The 16,512-nt window shown below is 67.5% G+C and carries 16 protein-coding genes; 8 read left to right on the forward strand and 8 right to left on the reverse strand.

The annotated features are described in order from the left end of the window. Window positions 1–74 precede the first annotated feature (74 nt). From FV217_RS02420 to FV217_RS02430, 3 genes are all read right to left on the reverse strand, one after another. Window positions 75–947 carry a DUF937 domain-containing protein gene (locus tag FV217_RS02420; RefSeq protein WP_147813924.1) on the reverse strand — a complete coding sequence of 291 codons (873 nt, stop codon included), beginning with the start codon at window positions 945–947 and terminating at the stop codon, window positions 75–77. Between the two features lie 138 nt (window positions 948–1,085). Further along, entirely contained in the window at window positions 1,086–2,570 is a 1,485-nt protein-coding gene (locus FV217_RS02425; protein WP_147813926.1) for an MATE family efflux transporter, read from the reverse strand. Beyond that, window positions 2,563–4,455: a monovalent cation:proton antiporter-2 (CPA2) family protein gene (locus FV217_RS02430; protein ID WP_147813928.1), complete on the reverse strand. Its 1,893-nt coding sequence runs from the start codon at window positions 4,453–4,455 to the stop codon at window positions 2,563–2,565. Before FV217_RS02430 ends, FV217_RS02425 begins: the two co-directional genes overlap by 8 nt. A gap of 207 nt (window positions 4,456–4,662) precedes the next feature. Between FV217_RS02430 and ispH the strand changes: the two genes are divergently transcribed. Together ispH and FV217_RS02440 are read left to right on the forward strand one after the other, a co-directional pair. Then, entirely contained in the window at window positions 4,663–5,685 is a 1,023-nt protein-coding gene (ispH, locus tag FV217_RS02435) for a 4-hydroxy-3-methylbut-2-enyl diphosphate reductase (RefSeq protein ID WP_147813930.1), read from the forward strand. A gap of 81 nt (window positions 5,686–5,766) precedes the next feature. Beyond that, window positions 5,767–6,732 (forward strand): homoserine kinase, encoded by a 966-nt coding sequence (locus FV217_RS02440; RefSeq protein WP_147813932.1) that lies wholly within the window; start codon window positions 5,767–5,769, stop codon window positions 6,730–6,732. Between the two features lie 42 nt (window positions 6,733–6,774). Here the strand turns inward: FV217_RS02440 and FV217_RS02445 are convergent, their stop codons facing one another. Both FV217_RS02445 and FV217_RS02450 read right to left on the reverse strand, forming a co-directional pair. Beyond that, window positions 6,775–7,056, reverse strand: coding sequence for an HdeA/HdeB family chaperone (locus tag FV217_RS02445; RefSeq protein ID WP_147813934.1), 282 nt, complete (start codon window positions 7,054–7,056; stop codon window positions 6,775–6,777). Between the two features lie 278 nt (window positions 7,057–7,334). Beyond that, the gene (locus FV217_RS02450; RefSeq protein WP_147813936.1) at window positions 7,335–7,817 is read right to left on the reverse strand and encodes a peroxiredoxin; all 483 of its coding nucleotides are present in this window, start codon (window positions 7,815–7,817) and stop codon (window positions 7,335–7,337) included. 138 nt (window positions 7,818–7,955) lie between these two features. On the opposite strand from FV217_RS02450, the gene FV217_RS02455 reads away from it, so the two are divergent. The 6 genes from FV217_RS02455 (at window position 7,956) to FV217_RS02480 (ending at window position 13,604) form a co-directional block, all read left to right on the forward strand. After that, window positions 7,956–8,588 (forward strand): YqgE/AlgH family protein, encoded by a 633-nt coding sequence (locus tag FV217_RS02455; protein ID WP_147813938.1) that lies wholly within the window; start codon window positions 7,956–7,958, stop codon window positions 8,586–8,588. Between the two features lie 523 nt (window positions 8,589–9,111). Beyond that, window positions 9,112–9,861, forward strand: coding sequence for an ABC transporter ATP-binding protein (locus FV217_RS02460; RefSeq protein WP_147813940.1), 750 nt, complete (start codon window positions 9,112–9,114; stop codon window positions 9,859–9,861). A gap of 18 nt (window positions 9,862–9,879) precedes the next feature. Next, window positions 9,880–11,106 carry an ABC transporter substrate-binding protein gene (locus tag FV217_RS02465; protein ID WP_147813942.1) on the forward strand — a complete coding sequence of 409 codons (1,227 nt, stop codon included), beginning with the start codon at window positions 9,880–9,882 and terminating at the stop codon, window positions 11,104–11,106. Between the two features lie 38 nt (window positions 11,107–11,144). After that, entirely contained in the window at window positions 11,145–11,957 is an 813-nt protein-coding gene (locus FV217_RS02470) for an ABC transporter permease (RefSeq protein ID WP_246682705.1), read from the forward strand. Window positions 11,958–11,974: 17 nt separating this feature from the next. Continuing rightward, window positions 11,975–12,523, forward strand: coding sequence for an OsmC family protein (locus FV217_RS02475; protein WP_147813946.1), 549 nt, complete (start codon window positions 11,975–11,977; stop codon window positions 12,521–12,523). 4 nt (window positions 12,524–12,527) lie between these two features. Continuing rightward, a complete protein-coding gene (locus tag FV217_RS02480) occupies window positions 12,528–13,604 on the forward strand; it encodes an acyl-CoA dehydrogenase family protein (protein WP_147813948.1) in 1,077 nt (358 codons plus the stop codon). Between the two features lie 237 nt (window positions 13,605–13,841). Here the strand turns inward: FV217_RS02480 and dinB are convergent, their stop codons facing one another. The 3 genes from dinB to FV217_RS02495 form a co-directional block, all read right to left on the reverse strand. Beyond that, window positions 13,842–14,882, reverse strand: coding sequence for a DNA polymerase IV (gene dinB / locus FV217_RS02485; RefSeq protein ID WP_246682702.1), 1,041 nt, complete (start codon window positions 14,880–14,882; stop codon window positions 13,842–13,844). Window positions 14,883–14,948: 66 nt separating this feature from the next. Then, entirely contained in the window at window positions 14,949–15,236 is a 288-nt protein-coding gene (locus FV217_RS02490) for an MTH1187 family thiamine-binding protein (protein ID WP_147813952.1), read from the reverse strand. A gap of 25 nt (window positions 15,237–15,261) precedes the next feature. After that, window positions 15,262–16,458, reverse strand: a complete 1,197-nt coding sequence (locus FV217_RS02495; protein WP_147813954.1) for a DUF2252 family protein — start codon at window positions 16,456–16,458, stop codon at window positions 15,262–15,264. Between the last annotated feature and the right edge of the window lie 54 nt (window positions 16,459–16,512).

A 16,512-nucleotide genomic window follows, 5' to 3' on the forward strand; every position in this document is an offset into this window, starting at 1 on the left:
CCGTAACTGGCACATCGACGCGCTGCCCGTGGCCCTGGCCGAGCGCGGCCCCGGGACCATCCCGTCCTGCCGGTCTACGGCTCCTTGCGGCGAGCCGTGCGCTTGCTCACCGCTGGATCCTTCGGGGCAGGATTGTCGGAGACGCCGGATTCCGGCTTCCGCGTCATCGGTTGCTCAGGCGGCTCCGTCGAAGTCTGCGGATCGTTCGGCGGGCTCCAGAAGGCTTCGAAGATGTCCTGCATGGCCTTGGCGTTCTGCTCCTGCACCTGAACGCCGGTCTGGAACATCTGCTGGAAGGCCTCGAACGGAGCCTCGTCGCCGCCCTCCGTCTTTGCCGAAGTGTCCTGCCGCTTCGAAAAATCCGGCGATGGGGCTTGGGGAGCCGGTCTCGGCTCCGGCTCGCGCGGGTTCCGGGCAGGCGCTGCGGTGTCGGGCGCGGCGATGAACTGGTTCATCCAGTCGTTCCAGAATGCGGCAACCGGGAAGCCGGCATCGGGCGCCGGCGGCGGCGCGGCCTGCCTATGGAGTTGGGGGGCGGGGGGCGGCTGGTTCACCATGACGTGAACGATGCCGGCCACCACCATGCCCGCCATCACCGGCAGCATCTGGCGCAACGCCTGCTGGCCGATGCCGCTCGTCGTGGAAGCCTGCTGAAGCACGGCCTGGCTCAGCATCGACGAGCCGAAGATCTGCCCGAGCAGGTCGGGCTGCGGGGTGGGCTGCGGCTGTGGCGGGGCGCCGAAATACGGGTTGGCCCCGGCCATGCCGAGCATCCGGCCGAAGCCCATCGGGTCGCTCGCCGCACTGCGTTGCAGACCGGCGGCGAGCGCCGGCAGAAGCGCATTCATCGCGCTCCGGCTCTGTTCCGGCGTCAGGCCGAATTGCTGTCCGATCGACTGCATGCCGGGGCCGGCTTGGCTCTGCAGGATATCGAACAGGTTGAACATGATACGATACTCTGGCTCGGACGCTCCGCTTCGGATCCGGAGGTTTCTCACCCGAATCTGTCGCATCCGCCGGCAATGTTCCAGCGTGAACGCTCGGCGTTGGTGATTATGTGCGGGAATTCTACCTCAGATGGCCACTCACACGAACATATCGTTCGCTTCGGCTGTCTCGACCGGCGACGTAGGGCCAGGAATCGACGCCGCTGGTTGAGGTTCCGCCGTCGCGGCGCGGCGTTCTAGCGTACCGATCGTGCGGATGGCCAGCGTGATGCCGACGAGTCCGAAGGCGAGGGACCCGATCCCGATTCCGGCGATGACGCCGCGCGGGCCATAGAGCGCCCCGCCGAGGAGGGCAGGTGGCATGGTCCCGAGTGTCGCCCGACCCCAATTCAGACCCGTCGACAGCAGCGGAAAGCCGAGATTGTTGAACGAGGCGTTCCCGAGGAAGAGCAGCCCGTTGCAGAACCAGATCGGGCCGCTGAGGAAGCAGAAGAAGACGAGAAGATCCGCGGCGACGCCGTCGAGTTCGAACAGGCGGGTCAGCGGCCAGGCACAGAGCGCCAGCGTCAGCCAGACCACCAGCACGTAGCCGGCGCCAACGACGGCGCCGTCGCGCAGCACGCCACGCATCCGGTCGAAGCGGCGGGCGCCCCAGTTCTGTCCGAGGATCGGACCGATCGCCCCCGACATGGCGAAAAGCCCGCAGAACGCCACCGGCGACAGTCGGTCGATCACGACGTTGGCGGCGACGGCCGTCGTACCGAAGCCCGAAAGGGCGTGGGCGACGAAGGCGCTCGCCACGGCCGGCGCGAGGTTGGTGAGGATCGCCGGGAGCGCGATGCGCCCGACCACCGGCCCGTCGTCGAGGACCTCGACCAGCTTCGGCGGCGACAGCAATCGGTATTTGCGCACCCCGATCCAGCCGATGACGACGAAGATCGCCCTGGCGAGACAGACGGTGATCGCGGCGCCGTCAACGCCGAGCCCGGCGGTAAAGATCAGGAGCGGGTCGACGAAGGCGGTGACGATGGCGCCGCCGAGGGTGACGTACATCGCCTCGCGCGCCGCCCCCACCGCCCGCAAGAGGCCGGTGAACAGCATGCCGGGCGCCATCAGCAGGTTCGAGGGCAGGGCGATCCAGAGGAAGCGCTTCGCGATCGGCAGGGTATGCGCATCGGCTCCGATCGCCCGCAACAGCGGGTCCAGCAGCGGCAGCAGCGCCAGGACGAGGAGCCCCGACACGATGATCGTATGGATCAGGATCGAACTTCCGATCCGCCGTCCCTGCGCTTCGTCCCCGGATCCTATGGCACGAGAGACCAGGGCGCCGGCTGCGATCATCAGGCCGATATTGATCGAGATCGCGAAGAACTGGACGATCGACGCGAACCCGACCGCTGCCGTGAGCGTCGGGTCGCCGAGCTTCGATACGTAGACGAGCGAGAGCAGGTCGACGAGGAAGATCGCCATCAGGCCGACTGCCCCGGTCGAGCTCATGACGACGACGTGGCGCAGGATGGAGCCCGAGACGAATCGGGCCGACCCCGGCGGCGGGGTGGCGGCCTCCCTACGTCCGTCGCTGTCGACCTGGGCGAGTGCGTGTGCGCTATGCTTGCTAACCATCGGCAGCGGCGTCGTGCGGCTCCAGCTCCCGCATCGCGGCTTCACGGCGCTCCGATTCCAGCAGGCCTCGCGTCTCCGCACTGAGCGCCCGGGACGGCCGCTGCGGCTCGGTCAAAGGCTCGGGCCGCAACTCGGTCGTCGCCCCGCGCATCCAGGCCGCCCCGTCGGGCAGGGCGCCGGCCTGCTGCAGCACCAGACGGGAGAGGTCCCGCTTCCTGACGTCCTCGACGCGGGCCAGGGCGGCCTGCTCGGAGAGCCCCAGGCCCTCGAGGGCGGCGCGGCCGAAGCGGAGGGCGGATTCGAGGGTTTCGCGGATCTGGAAGTCGACGTCGCGGTTCATCAGCTCGATGGCGTGGTTGCGGTCGTAGGCCCTCAGATAGGTCCGCACGCTTGCGAATTCCTCGTGCACGATGTCGACGATCTTGAGCGCGGCCTGGGCGTCGTCGATGCAGATGCAGAGCAGTTCAGCCCGCCCGATGCCGGCGGCGCGCAGCACGTCGAGCCGCGTCCCGTCGCCGTAATAGACCCGGAATCCGAAGCGGGCGGCGTTGCGGATCTGCTCGACGTCCTTGTCGATGACCGTGACGCTGACCCCCTCGGCCAGCAGGACCTGCGTCAGCAGATGCCCGAACCGCCCGAAGCCGACGACGAGGACGCGCGCCTCGGCGGATTCGATCGTATCCGCGGGCGTTTCAGTGACTACCGGTCTTCGCGCGAGCGCCGTGTCGAGACCCTTGGCGGCGATCGGGCCGACGATCATCGTCAGCGCCGCCAGCGCCACCGAGAAGCGTGTCGCAGCCGGATCGAGCAGGCGTAGCTCGCCCGCAGCCGGCAGGATCACGAAGGCGAACTCGCCGGCCGGCGCCAGCACCGCGCCGCCGCGCACCGCATCGAGCCACGACGAACCGAACAGCCGGAACAGTCCCGCCACCAGAACGACCTTGAACAGGATCGCGGCGGCCGTTGCGCCGAACAAGGCAGGCCAGTGCGCCTTGAGCAATCCGCCGTCGATCGACATGCCGACGCTCATGAAGAACAGGCCGAGCAACATGCCGCGGAACGGCTCGATGTCGGCTTCGAGCTGATGGCGGAAGTTCGATTCGGCGAGCATGACGCCGGCGAGGAAGGCGCCCATCGCCATCGACAGGCCGACCTCTTCCATGAGCAGCGCCGTACCGAGCACGACGAGCAGCGCCGCTGCCGTCATCACCTCGCGCCCGCCGGACGCGGCGAGCAGGCGGAAGAACGGGTTGAGGCCGTAGCGCCCCACCAAGATCACGGCGACGATGCTCAAGCCCGCGATGGCGGTGGAGCGCAGCGCGCCCTCGATCCAACCGCCCTCCGGCGTCGCCCCGGCCGAGGCCAGCAGAGGCAGCACGGCGAGGATCGCGACCACCGAGATGTCCTGGAACAGCAGCACCGCGAAGGAGCGGCTGCCATAGGCGCTGCCGAGATCGCCGCGTTCCTCCAGCAATTGCAGCGCCACCGCGGTCGCCGAAAGGGCGAGCGCGATGCCGATAACGGCCGCGGCCGCGACCGACAGCCCGAATATCAGCCCCGCACCGGCGAGAACCAGCGAACAAAGCGCCAATTGAGCTGCGCCAAGTCCAAAAATATCCCGCCGCATCGAGACGAGGCGGGATATCTCGAGTTCCAGCCCGACGATGAAGAGCAGCAGCACCACGCCGATCTCGGCGACGCTTGCCGCCGTCTCGGGCTCGGCGATCAGCGAGAAGCCGAACGGGCCGATCACCACCCCGGCCACGAGATAGCCGAGCACGGCGCTCTGTCCGAGCAACCGGAAGATCGGCACGCCGACCACTGCGGCCGACAGAAATGTCAGGACCGGCGGCAGGAAGCTCGCGTGCGTCGTTGCGCTCGCCATGGGGCTCCCGGGGCTGCGTCGTCCCGCGAGGGGAGGGGAAGCTGTCCCTTAGCCCGCGCAACCGCGGCATGCGAGCGTGATCCTGTGCCGTTCGACACGCGGGGGTCACGTCGGCGACGGATTGTGCTAGGGAGCCCGTGCTATCTCGGAATTCCCCCGCGACGCCGGTTGACAGCCCGCCCCCAGCCTCTCCACATCCGCGAGATCATGAGCGCCGATACCATCAACCTGACCGCGGATCCCGACCGGATCCCTCATCCCGCCATCAGCGGCGAGAAGCCGCCGCTGGAGATTTTGCTCTGCGCACCGCGCGGATTCTGTGCCGGCGTGGTTCGCGCGATCGATGTCGTGGAGCGCGCGCTCGCGATCTACGGGCCTCCGGTCTACGTCCGCCACGAGATCGTCCACAACAAGTACGTGGTCGAGACGCTGAAGCGGAAGGGCGCGATCTTCGTGCGCGAACTCGACGAGGTGCCGGATTCCGGTGCTCCGGTGATCTTCTCGGCGCATGGCGTGGCCAAGACGGTGCCGAACAACGCGGATTCCCGCGGCCTCACCACGATCGACGCGACTTGTCCGCTGGTGACCAAGGTTCACCGCGAGGCCGAGATCCATCACAAGCGCGGGCGCCACGTGCTCCTCGTCGGCCATTCCGGCCACCCGGAGGTCGTCGGCACCATGGGCCAGCTGCCCAAGGGGTCGATCACGCTGGTCGAGGATCTCGAGCAGATCGAGAATCTCGAAGTGGCGGACGCCAAGAATCTGGCCTGGGTGACCCAGACCACCCTCTCGGTCGACGACACCAAGCATATCGTCGCGGCACTCAAGACGAAGTTCCCGCTGATCACCGGGCCTCACAAGGACGACATCTGCTACGCCACCACCAACCGCCAGGAAGCGGTGAAGGAAGTGGCTCCGCAGGTCGACGCGCTGATCGTGGTCGGCTCCTCGAACTCTTCGAACTCGCAGCGCCTGCGCGAAGTGGCCGAGCGCGCCGGCTGCCCGATCACCCGCCTCGTGCTGCGGGCGGAAGAGATCGACTGGGAGGCTTTCGGCAACATTCGCCGGCTCGGCCTCACCGCGGGCGCCTCTGCGCCGGAGGTTCTGGTCGAGGAGATCATCGACGCCTTCGCCGCACGCTACGACGTCAGCGTCGATCAGGTTTCGGTGACGGTCGAAGACATGTCCTTCCCGCTGCCGCGCGAATTGCGCAGCGAAGCCGCCGAGTAATCCGGCACGGACACGACGACGGACAAGGGCGCCTCGACGGGCGCCCTTTGTTTTGAGCGCGAAGCGAGAGGCAGGCACTCCTTGGCCGTCTACACCGAGGTTTCCGACGAGGCGCTCACCGCCTTCCTGGGCGAGTACGATCTCGGCTCGCTCCTGTCCTACAAGGGCATCGCCGAGGGCGTCGAGAACACGAACTTCTTCCTGCACACCACGGCCGGCTCCTATATCCTCACGCTGTACGAGAAGCGCGTGCGCGAGGAGGACCTGCCGTTCTTCCTCAACCTGATGGGGCACCTGTTCCGCGCCGGGCTCTCATGCCCGCAGCCGGTGAGGAACCGCCACGACACCGCGCTCGGCGCCCTCTGCGGCCGGCCCGCCGCGATCATCAGCTTCCTCGACGGCGTCTCGGTGAAGCGTCCCACCGCCCACCATTGCCGCGAACTCGGCCGGGCGCTCGCCGGTTTTCACGAGGCCGGTCGCGATTTTCCAATGAGCCGGGCCAACAGCCTATCCGTCGAGGCTTGGCGGCCGCTGTTCGAGCAGGCCGGCACCCAGACCGACACCGTCGCACCAGGACTCGCAGAGCGGACCAGCGCCGATCTCGCACTGCTCGAAGCCAACTGGCCACGCGATCTGCCCAGCGGTGTTATCCACGCCGATCTCTTCACCGACAACGTCTTCTTCATCGGGGACGATCTCTCCGGGATCATCGACTTCTACTTCGCCTGCACCGACGCGCTCGCCTACGATCTCGCGATCTGCCTCAACGCGTGGTGCTTCGAATCGGACGGCCGCTACCAGCGCGAAATGGGCGCCGCGATGATTGCCGGCTACGAGGAGCGTCGCCGCCTAGAGCCGGCCGAGGTCGACGCGCTGCCGATCCTCGCACGGGGCGCGGCGATGCGCTTCATGCTGACGCGCCTCGTGGACTGGTTGAACGTGCCGCCCGGCGCGCTGGTGCAGCCGAAGAACCCGCTGGAATACGATCGCCGGCTCGCCTTCCATCGCACGGCGGGCCATGCGCGAGACTACGGTTGGTCGCGTTAGAGCAACGCGTTCGCCGATCGGCGGGGCCGTCCGAGATCGCTGCTACTTCCCGAGCGCCTTGTCGGCTGCGGTGATCAGGCCGAGGGTCGGGTTCTTGGCGCAAAATTCGCCCAGCTTCTTGCTGTTGGCCACGAGCTTGTCCGTATCGATCACAGGCGGGTCGTCCTCGTCCTTGTAGTATCCGTCGAGCCAGGTGAGCGTGGTCTTGATGCCCTCTTCACCGCTTTCGAGGAACTGCTTGCAGGTGGAGGTCGACAGATCGATCTGATCCGCATGGACAGGTGATGCGAGCGCAAGCGTACACAGCAGAACGAGACGCTTCAAAACGACCTCCCTCGGACCTGCGACCGCGCTACCCGCGGAAGCTGTATTGCTTGAAATTTAGAATATCTAGGTTGGTCGCACCGATCCTGATGTATCGAGAATCTAAAATATTGCCCGGCCGACTCGTAGATTGAAAATATCTACGCTGGTCGCTGCCGAGGTGTCCAAGAAAATCGCGGGAATGCCGTGGACCGAAAATGCGCGAACTCTCGCAAGCGGACGCAAAAAAGCCGGGGACATGCCCCGGCTTCTTGCGCGTCCCATTCCCTGCGACGGCTTCAGATCACCTTGAGCAGAGCCTCGGCGCTGGAGACCTCGGCCTTCGAGGGCGAATCCTCGACGTTGAGCACGCGCACCACGCCGTCGTCGACGAGCATGGCGTAGCGCTGCGAGCGCGGGCCGAGGCCGAATCCGCTGCCGTCGAGTTCCTGGCCGATCGCCTTGGCGAACTCGGCATTGCCGTCGGCGAGGAATTCCAGGCTCTCGGCGCCGGTGGCCTCCTGCCAGGCGTTGAGCACGAAGACGTCGTTCACCGCGGTGATGGCGATGGCATCGATGCCGCGGGCGAGGATCTCGTCCTTCTTGGCAACGAAGCCGGGCAGGTGGTTGCGGTGGCAGGCCGGGGTGAAGGCGCCGGGTACGCCGACGAGCACGACGCGGCGGCCCTTGAACACGTCGTCGGTGGTCTTCGCCTGCGGGCCGTCCGGGCCGTTCACGCGGAAGGTCGCCTGGGGCAGGTGGTCGCCAACCTGAATGGACATTCGTTCCGTCTCCTCGATCGTGCGGCAGCGTTAGCGTGACGAGATGACGGTGTCGAGGCGATGGGAACGGCCCGCCCGTGGATGGATGCCGCGTCATTGCCTTATGGACAAAGCCCGCCCCGGGGCTAGCATGGGGCCATGCAGCGATTTCCGCAGTCATCCGACGAACCCGTACCTGTCGAAGACGACGGGTCGGGTTATCTCGATCGTCAGTTCCTCGTGGCGATGCCGGGCATGGGCGACGAGCGCTTCGCCCGCTCGCTGATCTACCTGTGCCACCACTCAGCCGACGGGGCGATGGGCATCATCGTCAACAAGGCCGCCACCGACCTCACCATGCCGGACCTGCTGATGCAGCTCGACATCGCGCAGGAGACCGACGCGATCCGCCTGCGCGAGCAGGTTGGGCACATGCCGGTGCTGATGGGCGGTCCCGTCGACGCCAAGCGCGGCTTCGTGTTGCACTCGTCCGATTTTCGCATCGACCAGTCGACGCTTCTGATCGACGACGGCGTCTGCCTGACCGCGACGGTGGAGATTCTGCGCGCGATCGCCGAGGGATGCGGTCCTTCGAGCGCCATCCTGGCACTCGGCTATGCCGGCTGGCAGGCAGGACAGCTCGAGAACGAGATCATGGCCAACGGCTGGCTCACCTGCGCGGCCGACCCGGAGCTGATCTTCAACCCCACCCTCGACGACAAGTACGATCGTGTGCTGCGGATGAACGGGATCGATCCAGCCATGCTTTCGCCCATCGCGGGTCGGGCATAGCTCGTATCGGGAGCTGCGCATCGTATTCAGAACGGCGCGACGCCCCATGTGAGAGCCGACGTTCCGCCTTCCGAAAGCCTTGGAACGACGTCGGCCAAGCGTTTTGCTGCCATCCGTGGCTTGCGGACGGCAGGACGCGATGGCTCGGGCCGGCGCGGCGCATGTCGAATCGATCGGTCCATTCCAGGGTCGCGACTTCGACGTTCGCGGCCCCCGCCGATGGATCACCTTGGAGAAATTCTCGCAGCGGCATCGCGCCGGGTTGGTGATCGGCTCGCCCTCAAAACGTTGCGCGAGGTCCTGAAATCCGGTGGCACATCGGTGCCGTGCGATGAAATGCGATAATTTTCTATTCATGATCCCACAGCAGAAATTTTCTCCTAAATTGCAAAGTTCTTTGGCTTGAGCGTCCATTGACGCCGTTCGTAGGAGCAAACACTCTCTCGATCACTCGGCGTCTTGCAGGCGTTCGATGGTCATGGGGCAGTCGACGTGCCGGGCCGCGCCCAATCCTACAGGATCGATGTCCTTCACCGAATCTCGCATCACCCTCGACAGCGTTGCCTTTCGGCACGGTAGGGTTCCGGTGCTCGCGGATGTCGCCTTTCGTGTCCGCTCGGGCGAACGCGTCGGTATCCTCGGCCGGTCCGGCGTGGGGAAGTCGACCTTGCTGCAGATCGTCGCCGGCTTGGTCTCGCCCTCGGCCGGACAGGTGCGGATCGATGGCAAGACCGTCCGCGGACCGGTCCCGGGCTGTACGGTGATGTTTCAGCGCCCGGCCCTGCTCCCCTGGGCGAGCGTGCTCGACAACGTCCTGCTTCCGGCCCGGCTGTCCGGGAGACTTCGCCGAGACCGCTCCGGGGTGACGGTCGAGGCCCATCGGATCCTCCGGGAGATCGGGCTTGCCGACCGCTCCGACGCCAGGCCGTCCGAGCTGTCGGGCGGTCAGCAGCAGCGTGTTGCGCTGGCCCGTGCGATGGCGAGCGACCCGAAAATCCTGCTTCTCGACGAGCCGTTCTCGGCGCTCGACCCCGAGATGCGCGGCGCGTTGCGCGCCGACGTCTTGCGGCTGACGCGCGAGCGCGGGCTGACCCTCGTCATCGTGACGCACGATCTCGCCGACGTCGCCGCGCTCGCGGAGCGCGCCATCGTGCTTGGCGGCCGGCCGGCGGGGATCGTCGCCGACTTTCCCCTCGGAGCCGACGCCGAAGCGGAGTTGCGCCGCCGCGTCGGCTCCTACGAACCTCGCGACACCAACCGCCAAGCGGCCTGATCCTCGACTGGACACCCGATGACCGCCCCCGACGATCTCTCCGCCCTGTGGACGCACGAGTGGACTCGCGCCGACTGGACCCGGCGCAACACCCTCGACGCGCTGGCCAAGGGCGGCCTCGCCGCTTTGCTCGGCGGCGGGGCGCTGGGCCTGTCGGCCGGGGCGGTCCATGCCGCCGACGACGATACCGTGCGCATCGGCTACCTGCCGATCACCGATGCCACCGCGCTTCTCGTCGCCCACGCCAAGGGCTATTTCGAGGAGGCCGGCCTGAAGGTCGCCGACCCGACGCCGGTGCGCTCCTGGTCGGCGCTGGTCGAGGGGTTCGCGGCCGGCAAGTTCAATCTCGCGCACCTGCTCAAGCCGATCCCGGTCTGGATGCGCTACAACAACAAGTTCCCGGTCAAGATCCTGGCCTGGGCGCACACCAACGGTTCCGGCATCGTCGTCGGGGGCAAGAGCGGCATCACCGACTTCAAGGGGCTGGCCGGCAAACGGATCGCGGTGCCGTACTGGTACTCGATGCACAACGTCGTGCTGCAATACGCGCTGCGTGAATCCGGCGTGACGCCGGTGATCCGGGGCGAAGCAGGCGCGAACGAATGCGCCCTGCAGGTCTTGCCGCCGCCGGAGATGCTGGCGGCGCTCGCGGCGGGGAAGATCGACGGCTACATCGTCGCCGAGCCGTTCAATGCGCTCGGCGAGATCAAGGCCGGCGCGCGCATGCTGCGCTTCACCGGCGACATCTGGAAGAACCATCCCTGCTGCGTCGTCGTCGCGCATGAGCGGCAGGTCGCGGCGCAGCCCGAATGGACGGGCAAGGCGGTCGATGCCATCGTGCGCGCCCAGGCCTACATCGTGAAGAACCGGGAGGAAGTCGCCCGGCTGATCTCCAAGGATGGGCGCGGTTACCTGCCGATGCCGGCCGACGTGGTGATCAAGGCGATGACCGATTACGGCGCGTCCTACGAGGACAGCGGCGCGATCCGCCACCGCGACTGGGAGGGGCAGCGCATCGACTTCCAGCCCTGGCCCTATCCATCCGCGACCAAACTGATCGTCGAGGCGATGGGCAAGACGGTCGTCGAAGGCGACGCCTCCTTCCTCAAGGGTCTCGATCCCGATTTCGTGGCGCGGGATCTCGTCGACGACCGCTTCGTGACCGCCTCGCTCAAGCGCTATCCCGAATGGCCGGGGGCGGCGGATGCGGCCTCGCTGACGCGCCAAGAGGTTCTCAGCCTGTGAGCGGCGGTGTGATTCCGGTCGGCATCGCCGACCCCGCGGTGGAGGCCGCGCCGCCCGAGCGGCAGCCCGGTAGGGCGGGCGCTCTCGGTCCCTGGCTCGACCGGATCGCTCCGCTGATCGGGCTCGGCGGGCTGCTGGCGCTCTGGTTCGTCGCCGGCCTCGTGCTGGAGAGCATCCCGGCCTATTCCGCCTTCGTCGGCTTCGCGCCGGGGCCGGCACTGGCCTCCTTCGCCGACCTGCTGAGCACGGGCGAGGCTTGGCGCGCGGCGGCGCCAAGCCTCGCCCGCATCCTGCAGGGGCTCGGCCTCGCCTTCGTGCTCGGCGCGCCGCTCGGCCTGCTCATGGGCTCGTCGCTGCGTCTGGAGCGCATCCTTCAGCCGCCGTTCCAGCTGCTGCGCATGATCTCGCCGCTCGCCTGGATGCCGGTGGCGACCCTGGTGTTTCCGAGCTGGGACGGCGCCATCGTCTTCCTGATCGCGGCCGCCGCGATCTGGCCGATCCTGTTTTCGACCGCCGCCGGCGTGAAGCGCGTCGATCCGGTCTGGCTGACGCTCGCGCGCAACCTCGGTGCCGGCGGGCTCGCCACCCTGCGCACCATCGTGGTGCCGGCCGTGACGCAGGACATCCTGACGGGGCTTCGCCTCGCGCTCGGTGTCGCTTGGATCGTGCTGGTGCCGGCCGAGTATCTCGGGGTCACGAGCGGGCTCGGCTACGCCATCAACGACGCCCGCGACACGCTTTCCTACGATCGCCTCGCGGCCCTCGTCCTGCTGATCGGCCTGATCGGCTACGCCCTCGACAGCTTGCTCGGCCGCTTGGCGGCCCGCGCCCGCTGGGTTCCCGCCACCTGAAGAACGGAAAAGACTGCATGTCCTCCTCCGCCGCCACCCGCGAGATCGTTCAGACTTTCGAGCCGATCGATCGCGACGCGCTCACCGCTCTCTCCGAGAGGGGCCGGTCCGACCCCACCGTCGTCAAGACGGTTCGCGCCCGCACGGTCGCCGAGGGCCGCCGGTTCCGGCACCTGACCTACGTCCGCAATCTCGAGGCCCACGTCGTGGACGAGCCGCCGGCGCTCCTCGGCGACGACACGGCGCCGAACCCGACCGAAGCGCTGCTCGCCGCGCTGGGCACCTGCGTCGCCGTCGGCCTCCAGGCCAACGCGATCGCCCGCGGATGGACCGTGCGCGGCATCGAGATCGAGAGCGAGGGCGACATCAACATCACCTCGGTCTGGGGCACGGGCGACCTGTCGGAGAAGGCCGTGGGCCTCACCGCCGTGCGGCTCAAGGCGCGTCTCGACATCGAGGGCGCAACCCCGGCCGAACTCGACGAACTGGTGGCCCATGCCGGACAATGGTCGCCGGTGCTGAACACCGTGAAGAACCCGGTCTCCGTCAGCCTCGCGCGGGTCTGAGTCGATGGCCGCGACCGCACGGATCGAGATCACGCGCGATGTCGCGGCCATCGTACGCGACGACCTGCATCCGCAGGCCCAGGCGATCGATGCCGGGCTCTACCCGGAGGATGTGCTGCGCAGTCTCGGCGCTGCCGGCGCTTACGGCCGCCATGTGGATGGATCGGCCGCGGGGCTCCTCGCCGCGGTCGAGGCGATGACGCTGGCAGGCGAGGCCTGCCTCTCCACCGCCTTCTGCGTCTGGTGCCAAGACGCGCTGGTCTGGTACCTCGCCCGCTCCGAGGAGTCTGGCCCGCGCCGTCTCCTCGCCGGAGTCGCCGAGGGACGTCTGCTCGGCGGCACCGGCCTGTCGAACTCGATGAAGGCGTTCTCCGGCATCGAGCCGCTGGCGCTGACGGCGCAGCGCGAGGCCGGCGGATACCGCGTGCGCGGACGCCTGCCCTGGGTCTCGAACCTCGCCCCCGGGCACGTTTTCGCCGGCATCTTTTCGCTGCCCGACGGACGCCGGGTTATGGGCCTGTTCGAGGCCGGAGCCGAGGGCGTGGCGATCTCGGCCAATGCCCGTTTCGTCGCGCTGGAAGGCACCGGCACCTACACGGTGATGATCCGGGACGCTTTCGTCCCCGATCTCGATGTGATCGCGCATGACGCGGCCGCTTTCGTGCCTCGCATCCGCAACGGCTTCGTCCTGCTGCAGACCGGCATGGGTCTCGGGCTCGCTCGGGGCGTCGCGGCGCTAATGCGTGGGGATACGCGTGGACGCGAACAGGCGGAGCACCTGCCCCTCGGTCCGGCTGTCATCGAGGACAGGGCCGCGGCCCTTCTCGCTCGGGTGGCTCAGGTGGCCAGGGCACACGCGGAAACCGATCGCGCGACCTTCCTCGAAACCCTGCGGCTGCGTCTCGACGTCTCCTGGCTTGCGCTGGAGGCGGCGCAGTCGGCCATGCTGCATTTCGGCGCGCGCGGTTATCTCGAGGGTGCGGAGGCGTTCCGACGCCTCCGCGAGGCCCAGTTCGTAGCGATCGTCACGCCGTCCGTGAAGCATATCACCGCCGAACTTGCGCGATCGGACGTATCCTGAACGTCATTCACAGGGTATCCGGTTCGCCGACTTTGTCCCTCGGAATGCGCCCGCTCTGAAGCAAGGCTCCGTCGAAACGAGCGATGGATGATCGAGATGAGGCAGTCAGCGAGGAGCAAGGAGGCGACCTTCCGGTGACCGAGGTCTGCCGCCGGATGGCTGTCGTACGACCTCAGCACAGGTTGCTTCACGCCGATGGCGGCCGAGTATCGAGGCAGTTGCGGCCTTTCTCAGATCTCAAAGACCGAAACCGAGCTGCTCAGGCGCTGTCTGCGGGCCATGCTCCAGGGCCGATAGCGAGACCCCGACGAGCCGTACGCTGCGGCGAAGCGGAAATGCCTCGCGGAGCAGACCGAGGCTGATCGCTTCGAAGGCCGCGCGATCCGGAACGCAGGCCGGGACTGAGCGCGCGCGCGTGATCTGCTCAAAATCCGAGAACTTCAGCTTCAGCGTCACCGTCCGTCCGCGCACGGCCTTGAGCGTGCTCGACGTCCACACCTTGTCGATCAGCGGCTGCAAACGCTCGGCGAGGGCATCGAACTCCGAAAGGTCTTCGAAGAAGGTAGTCTCGGCGCCGATGGATTTCCGGATCCGGTGCGACCGCACCGGCCGATCGTCGATGCCCCGGGCGACCCCGTAGTAATAGGAGGCGTGGCTGCCGAAGGCGGCGGCGAGTTCGTCCAGCGAGCGCGCCTTCAGGTCGCCACCGGTATGGATGCCGAGCCGCTTCATCTTCGCTTCGGTAACTGGGCCCACTCCGTGGAACCGGCCGATGGCGAGATCCTCGATGAAGCGTGGCCCCATCGCCGGAGTGATCACGAACAATGCGTCGGGCTTCTTGAAGTCCGAGGCCACCTTGGCCAGGAACTTGTTGTAGGAGACCCCGGCCGAGGCGACGAGGCCGGTCCGCGCCAGGATGCTTGCGCGGATGGCCCGCGCCACGTCCGTCGCGGTCGGCAGGCCCTGCAGGTTCTCGGTGACGTCGAGATAGGCCTCGTCGAGGGACACCGGCTCGATGATCGGCGTGTGCTCGGCGAACACCACGCGGATTTCCTCCGAGATCGCGCGGTAGGCGTCGAAGCGCGGCTTCACGAAGACGAGGTCCGGGCAGAGCCGGCGCGCCGTGACCGAAGGCATGGCCGAGCGCACCCCGAAGACCCGCGCCTCGTAGCTCGCCGCCGCCACCACGCCGCGCTCCCGCGATCCGCCGACGGCGATCGGCCTGCCGCGCAGAGCCGGATCGTCGCGCTGCTCCACGGACGCATAGAACGCGTCCATGTCGATGTGGATGATCTTGCGGACCGGAGAGTCCTGCCGGTTCTCGGTCGTGGGTGCCTCCGAAATCTAAGAAACGGCAGCCAGCTTGTCGGCCATCGATTGATCCTTGTCGCGGCGCGACGAGAAGGCCATCGTGAAGAACACGCGTTGGACGCCAAGTTCGCTGAGCTTTTGCTCGCACAACTCGACAAGACGGCAGATGTCGCTCAGCTCACCCTCGATATTGGTGCCGTTGGCATGCATCTCGGCGTCGAGATCGCTCGCATCGATGATGGCCTTGATCGCCCGGACATAGCCGGAAACCGAAGGGCCGACGCCCATCGGCACGATGCACAGATCCGCGACCACCTTCATGAATTCGATCCTTCGGTCCGATCGCCTACGCCGCCTCCTGCTCGGCGGCGTAGCGCCGGCAATGTTCCAGATAGCCGACCTCGTGGCGTCCGGCGAGTTCGACCACGCTCGACCAGAGCCATGACGGCGTGGCCGAACTGCCGCCGGCGAGATCCCGGCGCCAGGCTTTGGCCGACGTCTCTTCCATCTGCCTGCCATGGGCCCGACCGACCACATGGGCAAGGTAGTGCGCCGCGCGCACGGCCTCGCCTTGCGAGAACTGGTCGACGTCGAGCTTGAGGTCCTGCGGCCGCAATTCGCGCATCACCACGGGACGGTCCAGCAGGCGCACCGGCAGCATGCGCTCGCCGAGGTTCGGCGACAGGGCGCGCGCGCCGGCGACGACCCGCTCGGCGTGGTCGGCCGGCATTTCCGCGCACGGGGCCGCCGGCGCGACTGCCGCGACGGCTTCCTTGAGGTCGACGAGGGCGAGCTTGCGCTTGCCGTCGGACTCGGTGATCCGCACGAGCGCCGCGTAGCGCAGGTGACCGAGCGAACTGCAACCCTTCATCCAGTAGGCGGCATCGAGCAGACGCATCTCGGCGCCCTCGCGACGGCTTTCGAGGCTCAGCACGAGGTTCTGTACGCGCGTCTCGCGAAACAACTCCTTGAGGGCATGCCATTCCGCGTCGTCGAGCGCCCAGAACTTGCGGCCGAGTGGGATCGCAGGCTCGACATCCTTGAGGCGCTCGCGGGCGAGATGCTTCCAGTGCCGCCCGAGCGCCCGTCGGCGCACGCTGCGCACCACGTCCGGCTCTGCCGGCCCGTCTCCCATCGGGCCGCCGAGGCCCGAGGCGTAGCCGCGCATCATGCCGTCCAGCATCCGTGCCGTGACGGCACCCGGTAGATCGGAGCCGCGGGCGGCGCTTGCCAGCGAGAGGCCGAGCCGCACGAGATCGTGCGCCGGGTTGCCGATGACGGTCTGGTCGAGGTCGCGGATCTGAACGTCGACACGGCCGTCGGCATCTGCGAGCGGTCCGAGATTGCCGAGGTGGCAGTCGCCGCAGATCCAGACAGGAGGACCTTCCGGCAGCGTGCCGCGGTTCAGGCCGTCCAGCCAATCGTAAAACGTGCTGGTATTGCCGCGGACATAGGCATGCGCCGAGCGCGCCATTTTCAGGGTGCGTTGGCGCTCCAGCACCAGGGCCCGTTCGTCGAGATCGAGCCGTCCGGTTTCGCGCATACGCCACCACCATCGATCGGGCAGCGTCCCGACACGAGACCGCTGCCCTGCTTC

The sequence above is a fragment of the Methylobacterium sp. WL9 genome (assembly GCF_008040035.1).
GTDB lineage: Bacteria > Pseudomonadota > Alphaproteobacteria > Rhizobiales > Beijerinckiaceae > Methylobacterium > Methylobacterium thuringiense.